This is a genomic window from Streptomyces physcomitrii (assembly GCF_012273655.1).
Classification (GTDB): Bacteria; Actinomycetota; Actinomycetes; order Streptomycetales; family Streptomycetaceae; genus Streptomyces; species Streptomyces physcomitrii.
This window is the reverse complement of the sequence record NZ_JAAWWP010000019.1, coordinates 41,196-64,559: the sequence shown is the minus strand read 5'-3', so window position 1 is coordinate 64,559 and position 23,364 is coordinate 41,196. Positions and strand designations below refer to the sequence as shown.

Below are 23,364 nucleotides of genomic sequence, written 5' to 3'. Positions count from 1 at the left end.
GGAACGGGAGGCGGCTCAGGGATCGCCTGTTCCACGGCCGCCGCGCCCGCGCCGCCGGGGGCGCCCTTCAGCCGGTGGGCAGCATGTTCCTGCGGAGCTTCTTCAGGACGGCGGTGAGCAGCCGGGAGACATGCATCTGGGAGAGGCCGAGCTCGGCGCCGATCTGTGCCTGCGTCATCTCCTGGCCGAAGCGCATCTCCAGGAGCCGCCGGTCGCGCTCGCCGAGTTCGCCGAGGAGCGGCTTCAGCGAATGCAACTGCTCGACGAGTTCCAGGCGTTCATCGACGTCGCCCAGGAAATCGGCGGCATTGCGGCCCTCCGCGTCGGGGCCCTCGTAGGGCGCGTCCAGCGAGCTCGCGACATAGCCGTTGCTCGCCACAAGCCCTTCGAGGACCTCTTCCTCGCCGAGTTCGAGGAATTCGGCGAGTTCGGACACCGAAGGATCGCGGTCGAGAATTCCGGAGAGCTCCTCCTTGGCCTTTCCCAGCTCGATCCGCAGCTCCTGGAGCCGCCGCGGCACCCGCACCGCCCAGGTGGTGTCCCGGAAGAAGCGCTTGATCTCCCCCACGATGTACGGGATGGCGAAGGTGGTGAATTCGGTTTCCCGGGACAGGTCGAACCGGTCGATCGCCTTGATCAGCCCGATGGTGCCGACCTGGACGATGTCGTCCATCTGCCCGAGCGCCTGCCCGCGCCCGCGGAAGCGGCTCGCGGCGAACTGCACGAGGGAGAGGTTCATCTCGATCAGTGTGTTGCGCACGTACTGGTGGCCCGGGGTGCCCTCCTCCAGTTCCTGGAGCCGGACCAGGAAGATCCGGGTCAACTCGCGGGCGTCGCGCGGCGAGACGCGGCTCGGGTCGCCGACCTCGGGCACTCCCGCCTCCACCATGACCTGCCGCGACTCCCCCTCCGTCGCCTCCTGCCCGGCAACCTGGACTCCGGCTCGGTCTGCACTCATGTCCCACCCCTCCAACGGCGCGGCGGCTCCGCTTCAGCCGCCTGCCCGGACTTCAACCGTCTAATCCTTGCTGAGGGGAAACAGTTGTCGCCGGTTCCCCGGGGGCGATGGTACGGCCCTGGGGCGCGCGGGCCGGGACGGCACCCGTGGGGCGCCGCGCCGCCCCGCGGACGGGCGCCGGACCGCTCCGGAATCCCGCTTTTGGTTTGGATCTCCGTACCGGGGCACACGGCTCTCTGACACCGCTCAATTCGGAGGCTGATTCCCGTGGTTCCCCTTCTTGTCGTACTCCTGCTGATCCTGATCCTCTTCGGGCTCGGATTCGCGCTCAAGGCCCTGTGGTTCGTGGCGATAGCGGTACTCGTCCTGTGGGCCCTCGGTTTTCTTCTGCGCTCCACCTCGTCCGGCGGAAAGCGGTCCCGCTGGTACCGCTGGTGACAGTGCCGCACAGCGGCAGGGCAGTGGGCCGGGAATTCCCGGGCAGACGCGGATTTCCGCGCCGGCCCGGGAATTCCCCGCGTCCGGACCCGATCGACGGCGGACGGCCCTCGGCCCGCCGCCCCGCACCGATCGGCTGCGCAAGAGCACTGACCGCCCCGTGACAGCCCCGGGAGCGAAGCCCGTCCGCGCGGCCGTGAAGAATACGGGCATGGAACTCACCGCACAGTCGGTCGCCGAGCGGCTCGGCATGGACCGGGACGACGCCTGGCTGCGGCGCCTCGCCGAGACCGGACCCCCGGCGCGGCCGCTGGAGCTGCCCGGCCCCGAAGCGGCCCGCGTCCTCCTCGACCGGCTCCGGGTCGCCGCCGAGGACCGGGAGGAGATCTTCGCGGCCCTGCCCGCCGCGGCGGCCGACCCCGTACTGCGCTGGATCCTCGACCGGGCCCATCAGGTGCTCCTCGACGGCATGGGCCAACCGAGCGGCCAGGACATCTTCCCGGTGCTGCCGGCCGAGTACGGCGAGGGAGCCCGCTACTACCTGGTCCTCCTCTATCTGGCGACCCTCCCCGCGACGCTGCGCTTCCACGCCGCCCGCGGGATCCCCGAGGAGTCCTCCTGGGAAACCTTCGGGCAGCTCGGGGAGGTGCTGGACATCCACCGCCACAAGTACGGGCGCGGCGGGGTGCACGTACCGGGGTGGCTGACGCTGCATCTGCGCGGGGTGATCCACCGGCTCGGCCGGCTGCAGTTCGAGCTGTCCCGCTGGGAGGGCAGGCCGGTGCTCAGCGTGCACATCCCGGCGGTGGGCGGCCCGATCGGCGCCGAGGCCTGCGACTCCTCCTTCGCGCGGGCCCGCCCCTTCTTCGCCGCGCACTTCCCGGAGCACGGGGCCGAACTCGCCGTCTGCCACTCCTGGTTGCTCGACCCGCAGCTGGCCGCGTATCTGCCCGAGGAGTCCAACGTGGTGCGGTTCATGCGCCGTTGGGAGCTGTACGCCGGTCAGGAGGAGGAACGCGACGGCTCCATCCTGGAGTTCGTCTTCCGCCACACCGGCCAGCCGCTGGAACAGCTGCCGCAGCGCACCAGCCTGGAGCGCGCCGCGGTGGCCCATCTGCGCGCCGGGGGCCACTGGCGCGCGCCCTCCGGCTGGACGCGGCTGCCCTGAGGCGGGCCCGGCGGCGCGCCCCGGGCCCGACCCGGCCGGAGCCGCCCCGCTACTCCTCCGGGCTCAGCCGCAGCGAGATGCTGTTGATGCAGTACCGCTGGTCGGTGGGCGTCGGATAGCCCTCGCCCTCGAAGACATGCCCCAGGTGGGAGCCGCACTTCGCGCAGCGGACCTCGGTGCGCAGCATGCCGTGCGAGCGGTCCTCGATGAGTTCGACGGCGTCCGAGTCCTTCGGGTCGAAGAAGCTCGGCCAGCCGCAGTGGGAGGCGAACTTGGTCCCCGAGGTGAAGAGTTCGGCCCCGCAGGCGCGGCAGGAGTAGACGCCCTCGGTCTTGGTGTCGGTGTACTCACCGGTGAAGGCGGGCTCGGTACCGGCCTGCCGGAGCACCGTGTACTCCGCAGGGCTCAGCTCGGCACGCCACTGTTCCTCGGTCTTGTCGACCTCGTAGCCCATGGTCTCGGTCCTCACTTCGCCAGTCGGTCAAGGATCAGCGGGCCCAGGTCGGTGACATCACCCGCGCCCATGGTGAGAACGAGATCACCGGGCTTCGCCATTCCCGCGACCGCCTCGGGCACCCCGTCCTTCGCGGGCAGGGCGGTGACCTCGGCGCCCGCGGCACGGGCCGCCTCGGTGATCAGCGCGCTGGTGACGCCGGGGATCGGGTCCTCGCGGGCCGGGTAGATGTCGAGGACCAGCGAGGCGTCCGCGAGGGCGAGGGCCTGACCCATCTCGGTGCCCAGTTCCTGGGTGCGGGAGAAGAGGTGCGGCTGGAAGACCACCAGGATGCGGCCGTCCCCGGCCGCGGCGCGCATCGCCTCCAGGTCCGCCGCCATCTCGGTGGGGTGGTGCGCGTAGGAGTCGATGACCTGCACGCCGCCCGCCTCGCCCTTGAGCTGGAGGCGGCGCTTGACGCCGGTGTACGAGCCGAGGGCGGTGGCGAGCCCGGCGGCCGGGACGCCGAGGGCCGCGCCCGCCGCGAGGGCGGCGACCGCGTTGAGGGCGTAGTGGCGGCCGGGCACCGAGACGGCGAAGACGTGCTCCTGACCGTCGAGCACCGCGGTGACCTCGCTCGTCAGCCCCTGCGGGACCACCGAGAGCACCCGTACGTCGGCGTCCTCGGCCTCACCGTAGGTGACCACCCGGACCCCGCTCAGCCGCCGGGTCAGCTCGCGGGCGCCCGCGTGGTCGGCGCAGACGACCAGGGTGCCGCCGGGGACGACACGGTCGGCGAAGGTCTCGAAGGACTCGTAGATCTCGTCCAGGGAGGCGTAGTTGGCGTGGTGGTCCAGCTCGACGTTGAGGACGACGGCGACCTCGGGGGCGTACTTGTGGAAGCTGCGGTCGCTCTCGTCGGCCTCGGCGACGAAGATCTCGCCCTCGCCGTGCCGGGCGTTGGAGCCGGGCAGGTCCAGGTCGCCGCCGATCGCGTACGAGGGGTCGAGGCCGAGGGTGGTCAGGGCGACGGCGAGCATCGAGGTGGTGGTCGTCTTGCCGTGGGTGCCCGCGACCGCGAGCGGGCGCAGGCCGGTCATCAGGGCCGCGAGGGCGTCGGAGCGGTGGACGACGGGGATGCCCAGCTCGGCGGCGCGGACCAGCTCCGGGTTGTCCTCGCGGATGGCGGAGGAGACGACCACGCTGCTGGCGTCCTCGGCGAGGTGGGAGGCGTCGTGGCCGAGGTGGACGGTCGCGCCGAGTGCCCGGAGCGCCTCGGTGACCGGGGAGTCCTTGGCGTCGCTGCCGGCCACCTTGGCGCCGCGCTGCGCGAGGATCTTGGCGATCCCGGACATTCCGGCTCCGCCGATACCGATGAAGTGCGGTCGGTCCATGGCGGGGGGAAGGCCGGGTGCCATGCGAGTTCTCCCAGGGGTGACGAGCGGTGCCCACGAGGGCGGAGCGGGCCCCAGCCTAAGCCTTCCGCCCGGGACGCGGCCCCCACGACCGCCCCGGTGGCATCGGGTGTCCGAGGGCGCCGCCGCCTTAGCGGAGGAGGCTCAGGCCTTGCTGTGGGAGAAGAGCTTGAGCACCGGCACGCCGACCCGGTGCCGGGCGCGGGAGGCCCAGTCGCGGTGGAAGAACTCCTCCACGTAGTGCGGGTCGGTCAGCACGATGACCTCGTCCGCGGAGATCTCGTCGACGAGGGCCTTCAGGGCGTCCAGGGGGTGGTCCTCGATCAGGCGGCCGCCCGCCTCGCAGCCGGCCTGGTGCAGCGCGGTGAGCGAGACCTCCAGGGCCTGCTCGGCGGGGGCGAGCGCCTCCTCGCCCTCGGGGGTCTCGGCCTCGCGGGCCACCTGGTCGATCTCGCCGAGCGCCACGTCGTCGAGCGCGCGCAGCAGCCGGTCGGCCTGGTCCCCGCGCGGCTGGAGGAGGAGGTGGAAGCGCACCGGCTCGTCGCCGTGCAGGGTGGTGACGAACTCCACGTCTGCGGACGTCAGGGCCTTCTCGATCATCAGTACGCTCGTGAACACGTCGGCGCCCTTCCTTCCGCGGGCCCTCGGCCCTGGCGGAAACCATCCTGCCCCGTGCGGGCACGGGGACTGCGAGTCTTGTCATGCAAAGCGGCAAAACGGAATTCTGAATTCCGTTCAGCGTCAGGTGCGACGGTATCGGGTGAACAGGAAGCCGGCCTCCTCGATCACCGAAGCCAGGGTGAATCGTTTTGGCACTTCCATCGAGGGCCCGCCCCCGATCCGCTGCGCGTCCCCCGCCGTGAGCACCGGCGCGAGCGTCAGGCACAGCTCGTCCAGCACATCGGCGGCCACCAGCTGCCCGAGCAGCCTGGGCCCTCCCTCGGTGAGCAGCCTGGTCAGCCCCCGTCGCGCGAGTTCCGCCACCATCCGCCGCGGATCCACGCCCACCGCCTGCCCCGCGATCACCACCTCGACACCGGCCGCCTCCGCCGCGGCGATCCGCTCGGCGGGCGCCCCGGCACCGGTCAGCAGCAGGGTGGGCACCGGCGCCTCGGTGAACAGCGGGCGGCCGAAGTCCAGGTCCAGGCTCGCGCTGACCACGGCGATCACCGGGGCCGGGCCCTGCCCGCGCGCCGCCCGCAGCGGGGCGAAGACCTGCCGCGCCCTGGCCGGGCGGTAGTCCTCTTTACGCACCGTCTCGGCGCCCACCACCACGGCGTCGGCGATCCCGCGCAGCGCGCCGAAGATCCGCATGTCGGCCTTGCAGGACAGCGCCTCGGAGCGGTCCTCGTGCTGGGCGGCGCCGTCGAGCGAGGAGACCATGTTGGCCCGCAGCCAGGTCCCGGGCCCCTCCGGATACGCGTACGCCCCGGCGATCTCCACCGGGTCCCACTCGCGGTCGCCGGGCGGCGGGCCTCCCCCGCGGTCCGCTGTCTCGTCGGTCACAGGAAACAGGCGTCGCATGGCGTGCAGTCTCGCACGGGGTCAGGGCCCGTCCACCGGAGCCCGCCCGGCTCGCGTGGCACTCCCGGGGCCGCGCCCGCCGCGGCGCCGGTTCCGCCCCGCCGCCGCCCCCGGCCGGGGGCGGCGGCAGCCTCTAGAGTCGGTAGGCGTGTCCTCCACCCCCGCTTCCCCGGCCGGCGACTCCCCGCTCTCGCTGTGCGCCCGCGCACCGCGGGTGCCGGCCGACCGGCTGGTCGCCGAGCTGGTGCCGCCGCCCCGCTTCGACGCGGTCCGCTTCGCCGGTTACGTCCCGGACCCCGGGCAGCCGAGCCAGCAGGAGGCCGTCGAGGTGCTCGGCACCTTCGCGGCGGGGCTCGGCGGCGCGCACGCGAGCGGTGCCGGGAAGCGGCGCCGGTTCGGCGGGCGCGGCAGAAGGGCGGCGCCCGCCGGCCCGCGCGGGGTCTATCTGGACGGCGGGTACGGCGTCGGCAAGACCCATCTGCTCGCCTCGCTGTGGCACGCGGCCCCGGCCGCGCCGGAGCAGAAGGCCTTCGGCACCTTCGTGGAGCTGACGAACCTGGTGGGCGCCCTCGGCTTCCAGCAGACCGTACGGACGCTCGGCGGCCACCAGCTGCTCTGCATCGACGAGTTCGAGCTGGACGACCCGGGCGACACCGTCCTCGTCTCCTCGCTGCTCGGCAGGCTCGTCGACTCCGGGGTGGCCCTCGCGGCGACCTCGAACACGCTGCCCGGCAGGCTCGGCGAGGGCCGCTTCGCCGCGGCCGACTTCCTGCGCGAGATCCAGGGCCTCGCGGCGCACTTCCGCACCCTGCGGATCGACGGCGAGGACTACCGCCACCGCGGGCTGCCCGAGGCCCCGCGGCCGCACACCGACGCCGAGGTGACCCGGGCCGCGTACGCGACCGAGGGCGCCTCGCTCGACGACTTCCCGCACCTGCTCGACCATCTCTCCCGGGTGCATCCGAGCCGGTACGGGGCGCTCACCGACGGGCTGCGGGCGGTGTGCCTGACCGATGTGGGGCCGGTGCCCGACCAGGCGACCGCGCTGCGGCTCGTGGTGCTCGCCGACCGGCTCTACGACCGGGAGGTCCCGGTGCTCGCCTCCGGGCTGCCCTTCGACCGGCTGTTCGGCGAGGAGATGCTCCGGGGCGGGTACCGCAAGAAGTACCTGCGCGCCCTGTCCCGGCTGACCTCGCTGGCCCGGGAGGGGAAAGTGCTGGTCAACGGCTGAGCAGCGGCAAGGCCGTTCATCTCGGCCAGATCACGGTCAAGTCTCGGTCAAAATTGTGCAATATGCGGCCTGACCTGCTCCTTGTGCCCGTGGTGGGCACCCTGCGTGATGCAATGAAGCGAAACCTCGCGTTAACCACCACAGCACTGCGGCACGCTAGCGTTTCGCTACGGGAGATCTTTCCGCCGCGTCCGCGCGGCCGGGCTCCCCGGCGCCGTGACCCGCCGCACCGACCAGGAGAGCAGGAGAGGACGACCATGCGTATGCCACGCGTCCGTGCGCTCCTGGTGCTGTTCGCCGCCTTGGTCGCCGTGCTCCAGGTGTTCGCCGCCCCGGCGGCGAACGCCGCTCCGTGCACGGCTGCGGCCATGGCGGGCGCGGGGTTCCACCAGGCGCACCCGGCTCCCGGGGAGTCCGAGGAACTCCCCGACAAGGACCCGCGGGTACGTTTCCGCAGCGACCGGCTGCGCGCCGACGAGGCGCCCGAGCCCGGTACCGGGCAGAACCCGGACCCCGGCGAGGTCATCTGGACCCTGGCCGCCGCGGACGTCCCGCCGCCTGTCCTCAGCCCGCACCGGCCGACCGCCGCGAGCAACACCGCACGCGCGGCGGCCCTGCAGGTCTTCCTCTGCTGAGCTGAAACCGGGTCAGGACCGTTCCGGTCGGCCGGGTTCCCCATCACGGACCGCCCCGCCCCCGTACGCGCCCACGAAGCGCCGTGCGCCGGGACGATCACCCATGCCCGCTTGCCAGTGCTACGCCCCCCGTACTTGTCGACGCGCCCGCGCCAGGGCGCGCCCCCAGGAGGCAACTGACATGCAGCCCCTCATCGATCACGCACGCTCCTTCCCGCGCACCGGTGCCGCGCACGGCGAGGAATTCGCACGGCTGGCCGTCGGCCAGTCACCCCAGGCCCTCTTCATCACCTGCTCGGACTCCCGGGTGGTCCCGGCCCTGATCACCGGCGCCCGCCCCGGCGAACTCTTCGAACTGCGCACGGCCGGCAACATCGTGCCGCCCTACGACCGCGGCCCCACCTCCGAGGCGGCCACCATCGAATACGCGGTGGAGGTGCTCGGCGTGCAGGACATCGTGGTCTGCGGGCACTCGCACTGCGGAGCGGTCGGCGCGCTGGTGCGCGGCGACGACCTGACCGCCGTACCGGCCGTGCGCGACTGGCTCGCGCACGCCGCCGACCAGCCCTCGGGCGAGGCCCCACGGGATCCGGCCGTGGCCGAGGCGGTGCAGCACCATGTGCTCGCCCAGCTCCTGCGGCTGCTCTCCTACCCCTGCGTCAGCAGCCGGGTGGAGAGCGGGAAACTGCGGGTGCACGCCTGGTACTACGAGGTGCACACCGGCAATGTCTTCGCCCACCAGGGCGAGACCGACTCCTTCGTGGCGCTGTGAGCGGCCCCGTGAAGCTCTCGCGCTACTTCGAATCCTCCCTCTTCCGGCAGGACTTCACCGCCTCCCTGGTCGTCTTCCTGGTCGCGCTGCCACTGTGCGTCGGCGTGGCGGTGGCCTCCGGCGTACCGGCCGAGATCGGTCTGATCACCGGCATCGTCGGCGGCATCGTCACCGGTCTGCTGCCGGGCAGCAGCCTCCAGGTCTCCGGCCCCGCGGCCGGTCTCACCGTGCTCGTCTACGAGGCCGTGCAGGAGTTCGGGCTCCCGGTGCTCGGCGTGATCGTGCTCGCCACCGGGCTGCTCCAGCTGGTGATGGGCGCCCTGCGCTGGGGCCGCTGGTTCCGGGCCATCTCGGTCGCGGTGGTCGAGGGGATGCTCGCGGGCATCGGCCTCGTCCTGATCGCCGGGCAGCTGTACTCGATGGCCGGCGCCAAGGCCCCCGAGACCGGGATCGACAAGATCACCGGGCTGCCGGAGCTGCTCGCGGACTCCGTGGGCTCCTCCGGCGCGCGCGCCTCGCTGCTGCTCGGCGCGGGCACCATCGCGGTGCTCGTGCTCTGGAAGCACCTGCCCGCCAAGGTACGGGTGGTGCCGGGGCCGCTCGCCGCGGTCGCGCTGGCCGTGGCCGTCTCGCTCGGCTTCTCGCTGCCGGTGGCGGAGGTGGAGGTCCAGGGGCTCGTCGACTCCGTACAGCCCCCGGGGCTCGGTGAGTTCGGGGAGCTGGGCAGCCTCGCGCTGCTGAGCACCATCCTCGCCTTCACGCTGATCGCCTCCGCGGAGAGCCTGTTCAGCGCGGCGGCCGTGGACCGGCTGCACGACGGTCCGCGCACCCACTACGACAAGGAGCTGATGGCCCAGGGCGTCGGCAACACGATCTGCGGGATCCTCGGCGCCCTGCCGATGACCGCGGTGATCGTGCGCAGCGCGGCCAATGTGCAGGCCGGGGCGCGTACCAAGGCCTCCCGGGTGATGCACGGCGTCTGGCTGCTGCTCTTCGCCGCGCTGCTCCCGGCGGCGCTCGGCATCATCCCGATCCCCGCGCTCGCGGGCGTCCTGGTGCACGCGGGCTTCAAGCTGATCCCGCTCCAGGGGCTGCGCACGCTGTGGCGGGAGCACCGCAGCGAGGCGGTGATCCTGGTCGTGACCGCGCTCGCGATCGTGGCGATCAACATGTTCGAGGGTGTCCTGATCGGCCTCGCCCTCGCGGTCGCCAAGACCGCCTGGGAGGCCTCGCACGTCCGGCTGGAGATCATCGACAAGGGAGCGGGCCCGGTGCAGGCGCACCTCACCGGCAACGCGACCTTCCTGCGGCTGCCGAAGATCCTGGACAGCCTGGAGTCCCTGCCGCAGGACCGGCCGGTCGAGCTGGACCTCTCCCAGGTCCACCACCTCGACCACGCCTGCCGCACCGCCCTGGAGAACTGGGCGGAACGGCACAGCGACACGGACACCGAACCCGTGAAGGTCACCGCCCGCGCCTGAGCGGGCCCAGCACCGCAGCGCGGTGGAGCAGTACGGGCGCGGCGTTCCCTCCGGGGGCGCCGCGCCCTTTCCGTCCCGGGCCCTTTCCCCGGACGGGACCACCGAGGCGAGCGCCGCGCGGCGTCCTCGTACGCTGGCGGGCATGAGCGACTACTGCGCGGGCGAGGGGCGGTTGGAGGACACGACCCCGGCCGAGAGGCCGGATACGAGCACGGGCACGGGCACGGGCGGTACGGATACGGCCGCCGACGGCACGGCGGCGGCGGGCGACGGGGCGGGCGCCCCGGAGGCCTTCGCCGAGTGCGTGCTGTGCCGGGAGCCCACCGAGTACCCGGAGTCCCGGCGCGGGATCACCCTGTGCCCCGTGTGCGAGTGGCAGGAGGCACAGCGGACCGCGTGCTCCGGCTGAGGCTTGGCGGAGGGAGTGACGCCGGGTGCGAGCCCCGGTCCGTCGCTGGGGCGAGCCCCGGTCCCGCGCGGGAGCGATCCCGGCCCCTCGTCCAGGGACAAGTCCCGGTGCGTCGCTGAAGTATGAGCCCCGATTCACCGCCGGGGCGCGAGCTCCCGGGATCAGCCGCGCCGCGCGCTCGCCCAGCAGGTGGTGGCGGCCGCGGCGCCCGTGAGGAGAAGGGCGAGCAGCAGCGGGACCACGGGCGCGGGCACGCTGCCCCGCTGGGAGCCCGTCACCATCGCGGTGATCGCGGTACGGGCCGGGGAGCCCGCGAGGACGAGGGCGAGCACCACGGCTCCGGTCAGCGCGGTGACCGCCCGCCCGGTGGACCGTACGAGCGGCCAGGAGGTCAGCGCGCCGACCGCGGTGCCGACCAGGGCGCAGACGAGCACGGCGCACAGCCCGGCGAGGGCCGCGGGCAGCCGCCCCACCGGGGTGCGGTGATCGTCGGCGGCAGCCTCGCCGATCATCGAGACGAACCCGGTGGCCAGCGCCCCGAGCAGGCAGGAGGTCAGCAGGGCGGTCAGCAGGCAGGCCAGTTGGACCCGTCGGGGACCGGCCGCCGCCGCACCGCAGGCACGCGCCGCGGCCGGTTCGCCGCTCACACAGATCCGCGCCGTCCAGGCCGCCACCGGTACCAGCGCGGCCGCCGTCCAGCCCAGCGAGTCGAGCACCGGCTCCCCGGCACGGATTCCGATGGCGAGCACGGCGGCGTAGCAGAGCAGGGGCGCGATCAGCCGCTGCGAACGCAGCAGCAGGGCGCAGTGGTAGCGCAGGAGGGCCGTCACCGTCCGTTCCTCCTCGTCGGCGCCTCGGTGGGAGCGGAGCCGGACTCGGGGGCGGGGGCAGGCGCGGGCTCGGGGGCACGCGTGGACCCGGGGGCTGATCCGGGCGCGGGCGCGGGGAGGTCCGGGGGCGCGGGCGTGCGCGCGGGGTCAAGTGCGGGCGCGTGCGCGGGGTCGGGCATAGGCGTGCGCGCCGGTTCGGGTACGGGCGTGTGCGCGGGGTCGGACGCAGGCGTGCGCGCCGGTTCGGGTACGGGCCTGCACGCGGGGGCGGGTACGGGCGTGCGTGCCGGCGCGGGTGTGGGCGTGGCCTCCCGTGCCGAGGGCCGTGGAGTGAGGCGTACGACGTGCCAGGGCGGGTCGGCGCCGAGGAGGGTGCGCAGCAGGGCGTCCGAGGCGGTGGCCGGGACCGTGAGCAACCAGCTTCCGTGGGCGCCGAGTTGAGCCCGGACCGGTACCGGCCCGTGGCCGTCCCCCGGCACTCCCGTGGCCACCCGGGGCGGCGCCACGGCACCGGGCGGACCCTGCACCTCGACCTCGACTTCAAGCTCCGCGTCGGCCTCGACTTCAAGCTCGACCTCGGCCTCAAGCCCGGCGTCGGCCTCCAGCTCGGCCTCGACAGCCGCCGGGGCGTCCGCCGCTCCTCCGGCCCCCATCGCTCCCCCGGCCCCCGTCCTCAGGGAACCCGACCGCCCCTCCGCCCCCGCCCTGGCCGGAGCAAGGCGGACGAGGCCGCCGTCCGTCCCGAGCGTGCAGCGCAGATCAACCGACTCCGCGAGGCGCTCCGGGTGGTGGTCGACGTAGACCACGGCCGAGCCCGCGGCGGTGAGTTCCCGTACCGCCAGGTCGAGTTCGGCGCGGGCGGCGGTGTCGAGGCCGGTCCAGGCCTCGTCCAGGACGAGCAGTTCGGGGGCGGCCGTCAGCGCCTGGACCACGGCGGCCTTCTGGCTGCTGCCCTTGGAGAGTTCGGCCAGCGGCGCCGCCCAGTGGGCCCCCGCGCCGAAGCGCTCCGTCCAGTCGCGCGCCCGGCGGGTGGCCTGGGCGGTGCCGAGTCCGTGCACCCGGCCCATGTGGACCAGGTAGCCGCCGAAGGTGAACGGCAGCCCGGCGGGGAAGCGTTCGGGTACGTAGGCGGTCCTGGGACGGCCGAGGGCGCGGCCCTCGGTGGGGGTGTCGAGTCCGGCGAGCAAGCGCAACAGGGTGGATTTCCCGGTGCCGTTGGCGCCCTCGACGCGGACCAGGGTGCCGGGTTCGGCGGCCAGGTCCACCCCGCGCAGCACCCAGGGGCCCCGGCGCCCGTAGCGGCGTCCGGCTCCCACCAGGCGGCGGTGCCCGCGGGCGGGTCCGTGCTTCATGGGCCCATCCTCCCCCGTGGTCCGCGGCGGCCGGCGGGTGGCCCCGGCGGGCTGGCAGACTTCTCCCGTGAGCAGCGAAGACACCGCCCCCGCGGCCCCGCAGGACTCCCACTTCGAGCCGGACGGCAACTCCCGCGACCAGGAAGAGCAGTTCGTGCTCCCGCTGGTGGTGCGCCTGGAGAAGACCGCGCCCCCGGACCGTACCGACGCCCTGGAGGCCGCCGCCCGCGCGGTCCTCGTGCTGCTCGACGACGACCGGGCGCGCGGGGCGGGCGAGTGGGCCGAGCTGGTGCGCCGCTGGCAGGACGCGCGGATCCGCAAGGTGGTGCGCCGGGCGCGCGGCGCGGGCTGGCGCAAGGCGCAGGCGCTGCCCGGCATCACGGTGGTCCAGGGCTCGGCCGAGGTGCGGGTCTTCCCGCCGGTGCCGCTGGACGGCTGGCCGAAGGAGCTGGCGGTGCTCCAGGTCTCGGGCACCGAACTGGACCCGGCCGCCACCCCGCCGGTACCGGACCCCTCTACGCCGGTGCTCTGGCTGAATCCGGGGATCACCATGTCCGCCGGGAAGGCGATGGCGCAGGCGGGGCATGCCGCGCAGCTGGCCTGGTGGGAGCTGGACGAGGCGGAGCGCGCACAGTGGCGGGAGCGGGGCTTCGCCCTGGCGGTACGGGAGGCGAGCGCGGCGCGGTGGCGTGAACTCGCCGGTGCGGGGCTGCCGTTGGTACGGGACGCCGGGTTCACCGAGGTCGCGCCCGGTTCCGCGACGGTGGTCGCCGATCTGCCGGTGCTGCGCGGGCGCGGGGAACCTCAAATGTAGCTCTGAACGTCCCTGCCTGTGGGTTCGGCTCTCGCCCACGGGGCGAGAAGAGGCTCAGGACGACCCGGGCGCGGCAGCTGCGACGCCCGGGCCTGTCGGGACACCGGGGGACGGAGAGACAGATGGAGCGACTGGGTACGGGCATCGGCTGGCGGCCGGAAATCGCCGAGGCGGTGGAGGCGATGCCCGGCATCGACTGGGTGGAGACGGTCGCGGAGAACCTCTGCCCCGGCCATCTTCCCCCGTCCCTGGTACGGCTGCGGGAGCGCGGTGTCACCGTCGTCCCGCACGGCGTCGGCCTCGGTCTCGGCGGCGCCGAACGCCCCGACGAGGAGCGCCTCGCCGCCCTCGCCGCCCGGGCCGAGAGCCTCGGCTCCCCGCTGGTGACCGAGCACATCGCCTTCGTCCGCGCCGGGGGCACGCGCACCGTCTCGCCGCCGCTGGAGGCCGGGCATCTGCTGCCGGTGCCGCGCACCCGCGAGGCGCTGGACGTGCTCTGCGAGAACGTCCGCATCGCCCAGGCCCAGCTGCCGGTACCGCTGGCCGTGGAGAACATCGCGGCGCTCTTCTCCTGGCCCGACGAGGAGTTGACGGAGGGTCAGTTCCTCTACGAGCTGGCCGAGCGCACCGGGGTGCGGCTGCTCATCGACGTGGCGAACCTGCACACCAACCACGTCAACCGCGGCGAGGACCCGGCCGAGGCGCTGGACGCCCTGCCCCTGGAGGCGCTGGCCTATGTGCATGTGGCAGGGGGCTTCGAGCGGGACGGCGTCTGGCACGACTCGCACGCCCACCCCGTGCCGCCCGCGGTGCTCGACGTCCTCGCCGCGCTCGCCTCCCGGGTCACCCCGCCCGGCGTGCTCCTGGAACGCGACGAGAACTTCCCCGAACCGGCCGCCCTGGAGCGGGAGTTGGCGGACATCACCCGAACGGTACGGGAGGCGGGGGCACCCGGGGCGAGGGACGCGGCCGACACCTCGGCGACGCCGAGGGAGGCAACTGCCGCCGGCGGCAGCGGAATCGGCACCGGGCCCCGCACTCCCGAGGCCGCCGCCCGGCCCACCACAGCCGTGGCCACCGCGCAGCCCACCACCTCCGAACCGCCCGAATCATCCGAACCGAGCGCTCAGGCCGCCGACTTCGGCACCGCGGCTGCCCCGGAAGCCCCCGCCACCTCGATCCCGGCACCGCCCGCCACCTCTCCCCCGTCCGCCGTCCCCGAAGCCGCCCGCCAGCGCCTCGCGCTCGCGCAGACCGCCCTGCTCTCCGCGCTGGTGGCGGGCACCCCCGCGCCCGAGGGCTTCGACCGGAACCGGCTCACCGTGCAGAGCCGCGCCCTGGCCGCCAAGCGGGCGGATGTGGTCGCGAAGGTGGCGCCGGAGCTGCCGGTGATCCTGGGCGCCGGATACCGCGCGGCCTTCCTCGGCTATGCCCAGGCGCGGCCGATGACCGGCGGCTACCGGCGGGACGCGCTGGACTTCGCCGAGCATCTGCTGCTGGCCGGCGGGCCCGAAGAGGCCACCGCGCGCGGGGAGTTGCGCGAGTGGTGGCTGGAGCGGGAGGGGCCGCGGCCCCGGTCCGCCCGGCCCCTGGCGAGGCTGCGCCGGGCCGCCCGCTCCGTACTCGCCGGGCGGTGAGGAGATGACGTACCTGACGGCTCTGGTCCATGTCCTGGTCCTCGGCTCGGCCGTCCGGCTCCTGACCGGTCTGCACCGGGCGCGCTCCTCGGCCGCCGCGCCCGGGGAGTTCGCCCGGGACGTCCTGGAGGTGGCCTTCCTCGCGGGCGGTCCCGGCCGGGTGGCGGACACCGTCGTGGTCGCCATGCACCTGGACGGGCGGCTCGCCGTGGCGGAGCCGGGCCTGCTCGGGGTGCGGCGCGCCGAGGTCCGGCACCCGGTCGAGCAGTCCGTGCTCGACGCCCACGCCCACGCCCCGAGCGGCGCGCTGCACTGGGTGCGTACGGGTGTGATGCGGGGCCCGCAGGTCCAGGCGCTCGGCGACGGGCTCGCCGCGCGCGGGCTCCTGGTGCCGCCCGGGGCGCTGCGCCCGCTGCGCCGCTGGGCGCTGGTGCACACGGTGGGCTGCCTGCTCGGCTTCCCGCTGGCGATCGCGCTGACGGTCCTGCAGTACGTGGAGTGGGACGCCGACTCCACGGCGCCGTTCGTCCTCACCGTGCTGCCCGCCCTCTTCTTCGGCATCGTCCTCGGCTTCGTCTCGCTGGTGCGGGCGCGGGGTTCGCTGACCACCGCCGGGCGCCGGGCGCTGCGCGCCTTCGCGGCGAGCGGGGCCCCGGCCGTGGACCTGGTGGCGCTGGTCGCGGTCCGCGGCCCGAGCGCCCTGCCCGATCCGGCGCTGCGCGCGATCCTGCTGCGGGCGCTGCGCGAGCGGGTCCGCCCGTCCGCGCTGTCCGGCAGCGCTCAGGGCGCCGCGTACGGCACGCCGCTGGTGGTCACCGGGGAGGTCAACTGGTGCGGCGGGGGCGGCTCCTCCTGCGGCGGCAGCAGTTGCGGCGGCTCCTCCTGCTCGGGCGCCTCCGGGGGCTCCTGCGGCGGCGGCTCGGGCTCCTCGTGCGGAGGGTCCTCCTGCGGCGGATCCTCGGGCTCGTCCTGCGGAGGCGGCGGGGGTGGCGGGGGCTGCGGCGGCGGATCCTCGTAGACCGGCCCGCTCGGCAGCACACCGTACGGGCGCGGAGGCGGGCGGCGGCGCGGAGGCCGGGACACCGGGGCACGCACCACGGAGAGCACCGTCGCGGAAAGCACTGTCACGGAGAGTGCGGCGAGCACCGTCACGGAGAGCGCTGTACGGCAGCCACCCGCCCCCGCCTCCCGGCACAACCGCCAATCGCCCCCACCGGCACGGCACTTCACCGAGAACCCGAGCCGTCTGCGTGCCGGTGGCCCGGATCGGGCAGTCAACCACCCCTGCTTCGGGGCGCCTCGACAAATTCGGCCGGGGCGCCTCGGCAGGTCGGCCGGCACCCCGGCCAGGGGCACCTCGGCTGCCGGACAAGGCCACCGCCACCCGACTTCCCTGTGCCAAGCGCCACATTCCGGCATCCGAGGTGAAGAAACCGTGGCGCCCGGGGGCCCGCTTCGCGTAGAACTCGGCCATGCTGTGGCTGCTCTTCCTCCTGCTCGCCTGTGTGGCGGCCCTCGTGTCCTGCATCCGGCTGTGCCTGGCGGCGGTACGCGCCGCCGCCGCGGACGCGGGGCCCGGCACCCGCCGCGAACTGACCCTGTACGAGGCCGCGTTCCTCTCCGGCGGTCCGCACCGGGCAGCCGAACTGACCCTGGTCTCGATGGCGTACGAGCGCCGGATGCTGCTCGCGCACACCGGCTGGGCCACCGTGGTCGACCAGGAGGCCAGGGACCCGATGGAGGCGGCCGTCATCGAGGCGGTGGGCCCCGGCGGCCAGTCGCCGATCGCCGAGGTCCGCACCGCCGCGGCCGCCGCGCCGCCGGTACGGGAGCTGGCGGACGCCCTGGTGCGCGCCGGGCTCGCGGTGCCCGAGTCCTCGCGAGGCACCGTCGCCGGGGCGGTGCGCCAGGTCAGGGCGGTGGCCCTCGCGGTGCCGGTCCTCGCGGCGGCCGCGGTCCTCGCGCCGGGCCGGGGCGCGCCCGGCGGTGACCTGCTGAGCTGGTTCGCGCTGCCGCTGCTGCTGAGCCTCTGCTCGCTCGGCATCGCCCGCTTCGAGACCTATCCGTACACCCGCTGGGCCTCGCAGGCGGGCCGGCGGCTCCTCGCCGAGCTGCCGTCCGGCGGCAGAGGCAGCGGGGCCGCGCTCACCGAGGTGGCGCTGCGCGGCACCGGGGCGGCGGGCGATCCACAGCTGCGGGCGGCCTTCGCGGTGCGTTCGGCGGCACCGCGCACTCTTTGAGCGGACAAGGGACCCGGGGTCCTTTACTTCCCCGGCCCCTCCCCCAAGCATCCCTTCTGTTCCCGTCCGCCCGTTTCCGGGCGTCTCACCGGACCGAAGGGATGAGGCCGAGCGATGCGCACCGCCGCCCTCGTGGCAGTCACCGGCTCCCTGCTCCTCACCGCCGCCGCGACGGCCCCCGCCCAGCCCGGCGCCGCGCCCCGGCCGAGCGCGGCCGAGCGACTGGCCGCGGGCACCGCCGAGGCCGCCCGGCAGTCCGCCGCCGCGGGCATCCGCTTCGGCCCGTGCCCGGAGCGGTACCACCTGGAGCCCCCGGTGGAGTGCGGCACGGTCTCGGTGCCGGTGGACTACGCGCGCCCCGGCGGCCAGAAACTCCCGCTCACCGTCAGCCGGGCGCGCGCCTCCGGGGCGGACGCCGAGGGCAAGCCGGTACGGCGGCAGGGCTCGCTGGTCTTCCAGACCGGCACGCCGGGCTCCTCCGGCCTCTACTTCCCGATGGCCGCGGGCCTCGGCTCCTGGCAGCGCGTGCACTCCGCCTACGACCTGGTGGGCTACACCCCGCGCGGGGTGGGCGCGGACGGCGGCCTCTCCTGCCAGGACCCCGCCGACGCGCCCACCGCGGCCCCGCAGCGGCCGGACGCCGTGTTCAAGGCGGAAGCCCGCGCCCGCGCCACCGCGTACGCGGCGGGCTGCCTCAGCTCCGCGGGCACCGGACTGGAGCAGTTCTCCACCGAGACCGGCGCCCGCGACCTGGACGTGCTGCGCGCGGCCCTCGGCGAGCGGCGGCTGACCTTCATGGGCGTCTCCTACGGCGGCTATGTCGGCGCGGTCCACGCGAGCCTCTTCCCCGGGCATGTGCGCCGGATGGTCTTCGACTCGGCGCCGGATCCCGCGCCGGGGCGGATGGGCTACCCGGACTCGCTGCGCCAGAGCGCCGCCTTCGAGCGGCGCTGGCACGACTTCCTCGACTGGGTGGCACGCCATGACGAGGCCTACGGACTCGGCACCACCGCCGCGGCCGTGCAGCGCCGCTACGACGGGGTGCGCGAGGAACTGGCGAAGAAGCCCGCGGACGGCACGGTGGGCCCGGCCCAGCTCCAGGCCGCCTTCGCCAAGACGGTCTTCTACGACGACTACTGGCCGATCCGGGCCACCGCGCTCGCGGCCTGGGTGCACGGGGAGCGGGAGTTCCTGATCCAGCAGGCCGCGCCCGTTCCGGAGGCGGCGGCGGAGCGGGAGAACGCGGCGGCGGTGACCGCGGCCGTGCGGTGCCAGGACAGCGCCTGGCCGCGCGACTGGGCCACCTGGGACCGGGACGCCACGCGGCTGGCGAGAACCGCCCCGTTCGCGGCCTGGGCGCACACCTGGGCCCATCTGCCCTGTGCGAGCTGGCCGGTGAAGGCGCGGAAGCCCGTCGACGTGGGGGCCGCCGGTGCCGCGCGGGCCGCGGGCTCCGCGCGCGGCACCCTGCCGCCGACGCTGATCCTGGCGGCCGAGCAGGACGCGGTCGCCCCGCTCGCCGGGGCGCGCGAACTGCGGCGGCGGCTGGCCGGTTCGGTGCTGGTGACCGAGCGGGACGCGGGGATGACCGGTCTCGGCGGCGGCCCGAACGACTGCGTCAACCGCCACCTCGACGACTACCTGGTGGCGGGCCACCTCCCCGCCGCCGACACCAGCTGCGCCCCGCACCCCGAGCCGCGTCCACTGGCCACCGGCGGCCGGGCCCGCTTCGACGTACGACGCGGGGAGTGAACCGGGGCGCGCACGGCGGCAGTTGCGACCTCCCGCGCCCGCCGTACCCCGGCCAGGAGGCAGCCGCCGGGACCGGTGCGGCGGATCAGGCCAGCGCGTCCACGAGTTCGGCGACGCTGCGGCGGCGCCCGGTGTAGAAGGGCACCTCCTCGCGGACGTGCATCCGGGCCTCGGAGGCCCGCAGATGGCGCATGAGGTCGACGATGCGGTGGAGCTCGTCGGCCTCGAAGGCGAGGATCCACTCGTAGTCGCCGAGCGAGAACGAGGCCACCGTGTTGGCGCGGACGTCCGGGTAGCCGCGCGCCATCTTGCCGTGGTCGGCGAGCATCCGGCGGCGGTCCTCGTCGGCCAGCAGGTACCAGTCGTAGGAGCGCACGAAGGGGTAGACGCTGACGTAGTCGCGGGCGGTCTCGTCGGCGAGGAAGGCCGGGATGTGGGAGCGGTTGAACTCGGCCGGGCGGTGCAGCGCCATGTTCGACCAGACCGGTTCCAGGGCGCGGCCGAGGCCGGTGCGGCGGAAGAGGTTGTAGGCCTCCTGGAGCTGCTCGGCGGTCTCGGCGTGCCACCAGATCATGAGATCGGCGTCGGCGCGCAGGCCCGAGACGTCGTAGGTGCCGCGGATGGTGACGTCCTTGGCGGCCAGCTGGTCGAAGAGCTCCTGGACCTCGGCGGCGAGGCGGGGGCGGTCGGTGTCGCCGGGCAGTACGTCGCGCAGCCTGAAGACGGACCACAGCGTGTACCGGATGACCTCGTTGAGGTCCTTGGCCTTCTTGCCGATGTTCGGGATCTTGGCGGATGCGTCGTCGCTCATGCCGCTATTCTCCCGCGCCGCCGTGGGTGCTCTGCACCGGGTTCCGGGCGAGCGCGGTCAGCGCCCCCGCGTCCCCGGTGAGCGCGTCCGCGGCGGCCCGGGCGCCGGCGATGCAGGCGGGCACCCCGACCCCGTCGTAGGCGGCACCGCAGACGGCGAGGCCGGGGAGCTGTGCCAGGTGGCCGCGGATCCGGGCGACCCGGGCGGCGTGCCCCACCGGGTACTGCGGCAGCCCCTCGTGCCAGCGGGTCACCCGGGAGGCGACCGGCTCGGCGTCCAGGCCGGTGGCGGCGCGCAGGTCCTGCCGGGAGATCTCGACCAGTTCCGTGTCCTCGCGGGCGAGTACCGCGCTCTCGCCGTGTCGCCCGACCGAGGTCCGCAGCACCAGCAACTCCGGGTCCTGCCGGGCGATCCAGCCCCATTTGCGGCTGGCGAAGGTGGCCGCCTTGATGGTGCGGCCCTCGACCGGCGGCACCAGGAAGCCGCTGCCCGCCGGCAGCCCGGCGGCGTCCCGTGCCCGGTAGGCGAGGGTGACAAGACCCATCGAGGCGTACTCGATCGTGCGCAGTTCGGCCGCGGCGGCGGGGGCCACCGTCTCCAGGAGCCGGGCGGCCGGGGCGGCGGGCAGCGCGAGGACCACGGCGTCCGCGGTGAGGACGCCCTCGCGGGTGCCGATCTGCCAGGGGCCGCCGGGCACCGGGCGGCGCAGCGCGGTCACGGGGGTGCCGGTGAGGATGCGGCCGCCCTGTTCGCGTACCCGCTCGGCGACGGCGAGCGGGAGGCTGCCGACCCCGCCGTCGATCCCGGCGAACACCGGCCCGGCGGCGGGGTTGCGGGCGGCCCGGCGCTGAATCTCGGTGACCGCGTCGAGCAGGGAGGTGTGCCGGCGGGCGGCCTCGAAGAGCTGGGGCACGGCCGAGCGCAGCGAGAGCAGGTAGGCGTCCCCGGCGTAGACGCCGCCGAGGAGCGGTTCCACCAGGCGGTCCACCACCTCGCGGCCCAGGCGCTCGGCGACATAGGCGCCGACCGCGATGTCCTCGCCGATCTCGGTCGGCGGCAGCTCCCGCTCCCGGGCGAGGCGGGCGAGGCCCTCCGCGGAGAGCAGCCCGGCGAGCGCCTCGGGATCGCCGGGTACGCCCATCACATGGCCCTTGGGCATCGGGCGCAGCGCACCCCCCGTCCACAGCGAGGCGCTCGCCGTCGCCGGGGCCTCGACGCGCGTGCCGAGTCCGGCGGCCCGGGCGAGTTCCACGGCCTCGGGGCGCCGGGCGAGCAGCGACTCGGCGCCGAGATCGACCCGTACGCCCGCGATCTCGCCGGGCAGGAGCTTGCCGCCGAGGCGTTCGGAGGCCTCGGCGAGGGTGACGGTGTATCCGGCGCCGAGCAGCCGGTGGGCGGCGGCGAGGCCCGTGATCCCGCCTCCGACGACGACGGCGTGCGGGGCCCCGGCCCGCGCCGGTTGCGCTGCGTCCATGGGGCCACTCTCTCAAACACCCGGCGCCGTACGGAGCGGAGGCCGGGCGCCGGGGGCGCCCCCGCTACGGTGATCACCAGTCGGGCCCCGGGCACGGGGCGGTGGACCCGGACCCGGGGAGTGTGCGATGCGCGAGCGGCTGGTCATCATCGGCGGGGACGCGGCGGGCATGTCGGCCGCCTCGCAGGCCCGGCGGCTGCGGAGCCCGGCGGAGCTGGAGATCCTCGCCTTCGAGCGCGGCCACTTCACCTCCTACTCGGCCTGCGGGATCCCGTACTGGGTGGGCGGGGTGGTCCAGGAGCGGGACGCGCTGATCGCCCGCTCGCCCGCGCAGCACCGGGAGCGGGAGATCGGGCTGCGGATGCGCACCGAGGTCACCGGGATCGACACCGGCCGCGGCCGGGTGCGCGCCCGGGACCTGGAGTCGGGCACCGAGGAGTGGACCTCGTACGACAAGCTGGTGATCGCCACCGGGGCGCGGCCGCTGCGCCCGCCGGTGCCGGGGATCGACGCCCCCGGGGTGCACGGGGTGCAGACCCTGGACGACGGGCAGGCGCTGCTCGACTCGCTCGCGCCGGAGGGGCCCCGGCGGGCCGTCGTCATCGGCGCCGGGTACATCGGGGTCGAGATGGCCGAGGCGCTGATCCAGCGCGGCTACGCGGTGACCGTGCTCAACCGCTCGGCGCAGCCGATGGCCACCCTCGATCCGGACATGGGGCGCCAGGTGCACGAGGCGATGTGCGGACTCGGCATCGAGATGGTCAACGGGACCGAGGTCACCGGGATCGAGACCGGCGAGGACGGCCGGGCCCGCGCGGTGACCACCGCCGAGGGGCGCCACCCGGCCGAGGTGGTGGTCCTCGGCACCGGGGTGCGGCCGGAGACCTCGCTCGCCGCGGCCGCCGGTCTGCCGCTCGGCGCGTACGGCGGGCTGCTCACCGACCTCGCGATGCGGGTGCGCGGGCACGAGAACATCTGGGCCGGGGGCGACTGCGTGGAGGTGCTCGACCTGGTCTCCGGTCAGGAGCGGCACATCGCGCTCGGCACCCACGCCAACAAGCACGGCCAGGTGATCGGCACCAACGCGGGCGGCGGCTACGCGACCTTCCCCGGTGTGGTCGGCACGGCGGTGAGCAAGGTCTGCGATCTGGAGATCGCGCGGACCGGTCTGCGGGAGAAGGACGCCCGCGCGGTGGGCCTGGAGTTCCACGCGGTGACCATCGAGTCGACCAGCCGGGCGGGCTACTACCCGGACGCCGGGCGGATGACGGTGAAGATGCTCGCCGAGCGCCGCACCGGACGGCTGCTCGGGGTGCAGATCGTGGGCCGCGAGGGCGCCGCCAAGCGGGTGGACATCGCGGCCGTGGCCCTGACCGCCCGGATGACGGTGGAGCAGATGACCGCCCTGGACCTCGGCTACGCCCCGCCGTTCTCGCCGGTGTGGGACCCCGTCCTGGTGGCCGCGCGCAAGGCCGCGCAGGCGGTCCGGGAGGCGGGGTACTGAGCTTCCGGTTCTCCCGGCAGCGGGGCGCGCGGCGCGTACGAGGGGCGCGGTCGCACAGGTGTCCGCGGGCGCGAAGGGGCGCGTTCAGCGGTGCGCCCCGCGCGCGGCACCGGTGTCGGCGCCGGGCAGGCGGTGATCGGCGCTGTCCGGTTCCGGTTGACCAATGGTCCAGGTCAGCGGCACCGGCGCGGATCCGGTGCAAGCGCTTCCCCAACTCGCCCTCCCCCAGGCACTGTTGACAGTTGATCAGCAGAGCTGCGCAAACGCGGCCGGGGTGCCGGGCGCCCCTCCCCGAGGAGCCCGTCCGCTGCCCGAAGTGGACCGGGATGACCTTGACGCCTTTTTTCGGTCAACGTTCACAGAATCCTCGCACCCTGCACACCCGAGCCGCACTATGTGACGCGGCAGAGCGAGCCGGACACGCACCGCGTGCTCCGGACCGCTGGGGGGGGGACGGGCCATGCCCCGGCATGGCCCGACGAAGGG

General features: G+C 74.7%; 22 protein-coding genes. 13 read left to right on the top strand and 9 right to left on the bottom strand.

Annotated elements, in window-relative coordinates; translation table 11 throughout:
* Positions 1 to 67 precede the first annotated feature (67 nt).
* Positions 68 to 958 carry a SigB/SigF/SigG family RNA polymerase sigma factor gene (locus HFV08_RS25235; protein ID WP_168542774.1) on the bottom strand — a complete coding sequence of 297 codons (891 nt, stop codon included), beginning with the start codon at positions 956 to 958 and terminating at the stop codon, positions 68 to 70.
* A gap of 267 nt (positions 959 to 1,225) precedes the next feature.
* Here HFV08_RS25235 and HFV08_RS25230 point away from each other — a divergent pair, with 267 nt between their 5' ends.
* The gene (locus HFV08_RS25230; RefSeq protein WP_040246541.1) at positions 1,226 to 1,396 is read left to right on the top strand and encodes a hypothetical protein; all 171 of its coding nucleotides are present in this window, start codon (positions 1,226 to 1,228) and stop codon (positions 1,394 to 1,396) included.
* Between the two features lie 211 nt (positions 1,397 to 1,607).
* Positions 1,608 to 2,564: an acyltransferase domain-containing protein gene (locus HFV08_RS25225; protein WP_168542773.1), complete on the top strand. Its 957-nt coding sequence runs from the start codon at positions 1,608 to 1,610 to the stop codon at positions 2,562 to 2,564.
* A gap of 49 nt (positions 2,565 to 2,613) precedes the next feature.
* On the opposite strand, the gene msrB is transcribed toward HFV08_RS25225, so the two are convergent.
* The 4 genes from msrB to HFV08_RS25205 form a co-directional block, all read right to left on the bottom strand.
* Complete coding sequence (gene msrB, locus HFV08_RS25220; protein WP_168542831.1) at positions 2,614 to 3,018, bottom strand: peptide-methionine (R)-S-oxide reductase MsrB; 405 nt, start codon at positions 3,016 to 3,018, stop codon at positions 2,614 to 2,616.
* A gap of 11 nt (positions 3,019 to 3,029) precedes the next feature.
* Positions 3,030 to 4,415, bottom strand: coding sequence for a UDP-N-acetylmuramate--L-alanine ligase (gene murC / locus HFV08_RS25215; RefSeq protein ID WP_168542771.1), 1,386 nt, complete (start codon positions 4,413 to 4,415; stop codon positions 3,030 to 3,032).
* 141 nt (positions 4,416 to 4,556) lie between these two features.
* Entirely contained in the window at positions 4,557 to 5,030 is a 474-nt protein-coding gene (locus HFV08_RS25210; RefSeq protein WP_168542769.1) for an indole-3-glycerol phosphate synthase, read from the bottom strand.
* 123 nt (positions 5,031 to 5,153) lie between these two features.
* On the bottom strand, positions 5,154 to 5,936 hold the full coding sequence (locus HFV08_RS25205) for a pyrimidine reductase family protein (protein ID WP_168542768.1): 783 nt from the start codon (positions 5,934 to 5,936) through the stop codon (positions 5,154 to 5,156).
* Positions 5,937 to 6,084: 148 nt separating this feature from the next.
* Here HFV08_RS25205 and zapE point away from each other — a divergent pair, with 148 nt between their 5' ends.
* The 5 genes from zapE (at position 6,085) to HFV08_RS25180 (ending at position 10,464) form a co-directional block, all read left to right on the top strand.
* Positions 6,085 to 7,167, top strand: a complete 1,083-nt coding sequence (gene zapE / locus HFV08_RS25200; protein WP_168542766.1) for a cell division protein ZapE — start codon at positions 6,085 to 6,087, stop codon at positions 7,165 to 7,167.
* Positions 7,168 to 7,424: 257 nt separating this feature from the next.
* The gene (locus HFV08_RS25195) at positions 7,425 to 7,802 is read left to right on the top strand and encodes a hypothetical protein (RefSeq protein WP_168542759.1); all 378 of its coding nucleotides are present in this window, start codon (positions 7,425 to 7,427) and stop codon (positions 7,800 to 7,802) included.
* Positions 7,803 to 7,983: 181 nt separating this feature from the next.
* Positions 7,984 to 8,574, top strand: coding sequence for a carbonic anhydrase (locus HFV08_RS25190; RefSeq protein ID WP_168542757.1), 591 nt, complete (start codon positions 7,984 to 7,986; stop codon positions 8,572 to 8,574).
* Positions 8,571 to 10,055: a SulP family inorganic anion transporter gene (locus tag HFV08_RS25185; protein WP_312885821.1), complete on the top strand. Its 1,485-nt coding sequence runs from the start codon at positions 8,571 to 8,573 to the stop codon at positions 10,053 to 10,055. Before HFV08_RS25190 ends, HFV08_RS25185 begins: the two co-directional genes overlap by 4 nt.
* A gap of 142 nt (positions 10,056 to 10,197) precedes the next feature.
* Positions 10,198 to 10,464, top strand: a complete 267-nt coding sequence (locus HFV08_RS25180; RefSeq protein ID WP_168542755.1) for a hypothetical protein — start codon at positions 10,198 to 10,200, stop codon at positions 10,462 to 10,464.
* Between the two features lie 161 nt (positions 10,465 to 10,625).
* Here HFV08_RS25180 and HFV08_RS25175 read toward each other — a convergent pair whose 3' ends face one another.
* Complete coding sequence (locus tag HFV08_RS25175; RefSeq protein ID WP_168542753.1) at positions 10,626 to 11,294, bottom strand: ABC transporter; 669 nt, start codon at positions 11,292 to 11,294, stop codon at positions 10,626 to 10,628.
* Positions 11,291 to 12,646, bottom strand: coding sequence for an ATP-binding cassette domain-containing protein (locus tag HFV08_RS32590; RefSeq protein WP_210430750.1), 1,356 nt, complete (start codon positions 12,644 to 12,646; stop codon positions 11,291 to 11,293). The genes HFV08_RS25175 and HFV08_RS32590 overlap by 4 nt, the downstream gene beginning before the upstream one ends.
* A 67-nt stretch (positions 12,647 to 12,713) precedes the next feature.
* Here HFV08_RS32590 and HFV08_RS25165 point away from each other — a divergent pair, with 67 nt between their 5' ends.
* The 5 genes from HFV08_RS25165 (at position 12,714) to HFV08_RS25145 (ending at position 19,089) form a co-directional block, all read left to right on the top strand.
* On the top strand, positions 12,714 to 13,460 hold the full coding sequence (locus HFV08_RS25165; RefSeq protein WP_312885820.1) for an aminoacyl-tRNA hydrolase: 747 nt from the start codon (positions 12,714 to 12,716) through the stop codon (positions 13,458 to 13,460).
* A gap of 122 nt (positions 13,461 to 13,582) precedes the next feature.
* The gene (locus tag HFV08_RS25160; protein ID WP_168542749.1) at positions 13,583 to 15,097 is read left to right on the top strand and encodes an MbnB/TglH/ChrH family RiPP precursor modification enzyme; all 1,515 of its coding nucleotides are present in this window, start codon (positions 13,583 to 13,585) and stop codon (positions 15,095 to 15,097) included.
* Between the two features lie 4 nt (positions 15,098 to 15,101).
* On the top strand, positions 15,102 to 16,115 hold the full coding sequence (locus tag HFV08_RS25155; RefSeq protein WP_168542747.1) for a TIGR04222 domain-containing membrane protein: 1,014 nt from the start codon (positions 15,102 to 15,104) through the stop codon (positions 16,113 to 16,115).
* 454 nt (positions 16,116 to 16,569) lie between these two features.
* A complete protein-coding gene (locus HFV08_RS25150; RefSeq protein ID WP_168542745.1) occupies positions 16,570 to 17,337 on the top strand; it encodes a TIGR04222 domain-containing membrane protein in 768 nt (255 codons plus the stop codon).
* Positions 17,338 to 17,451: 114 nt separating this feature from the next.
* The gene (locus tag HFV08_RS25145; protein WP_168542743.1) at positions 17,452 to 19,089 is read left to right on the top strand and encodes an alpha/beta hydrolase; all 1,638 of its coding nucleotides are present in this window, start codon (positions 17,452 to 17,454) and stop codon (positions 19,087 to 19,089) included.
* Positions 19,090 to 19,174: 85 nt separating this feature from the next.
* On the opposite strand, the gene hemQ is transcribed toward HFV08_RS25145, so the two are convergent.
* Positions 19,175 to 19,900 (bottom strand): hydrogen peroxide-dependent heme synthase, encoded by a 726-nt coding sequence (gene hemQ / locus HFV08_RS25140; RefSeq protein ID WP_040246566.1) that lies wholly within the window; start codon positions 19,898 to 19,900, stop codon positions 19,175 to 19,177.
* A gap of 4 nt (positions 19,901 to 19,904) precedes the next feature.
* Positions 19,905 to 21,374 (bottom strand): protoporphyrinogen oxidase, encoded by a 1,470-nt coding sequence (hemG, locus tag HFV08_RS25135; protein ID WP_168542741.1) that lies wholly within the window; start codon positions 21,372 to 21,374, stop codon positions 19,905 to 19,907.
* Between the two features lie 127 nt (positions 21,375 to 21,501).
* Here hemG and HFV08_RS25130 point away from each other — a divergent pair, with 127 nt between their 5' ends.
* Complete coding sequence (locus tag HFV08_RS25130) at positions 21,502 to 22,878, top strand: FAD-dependent oxidoreductase (RefSeq protein ID WP_168542739.1); 1,377 nt, start codon at positions 21,502 to 21,504, stop codon at positions 22,876 to 22,878.
* The last annotated feature ends 486 nt before the right edge of the window (positions 22,879 to 23,364 follow it).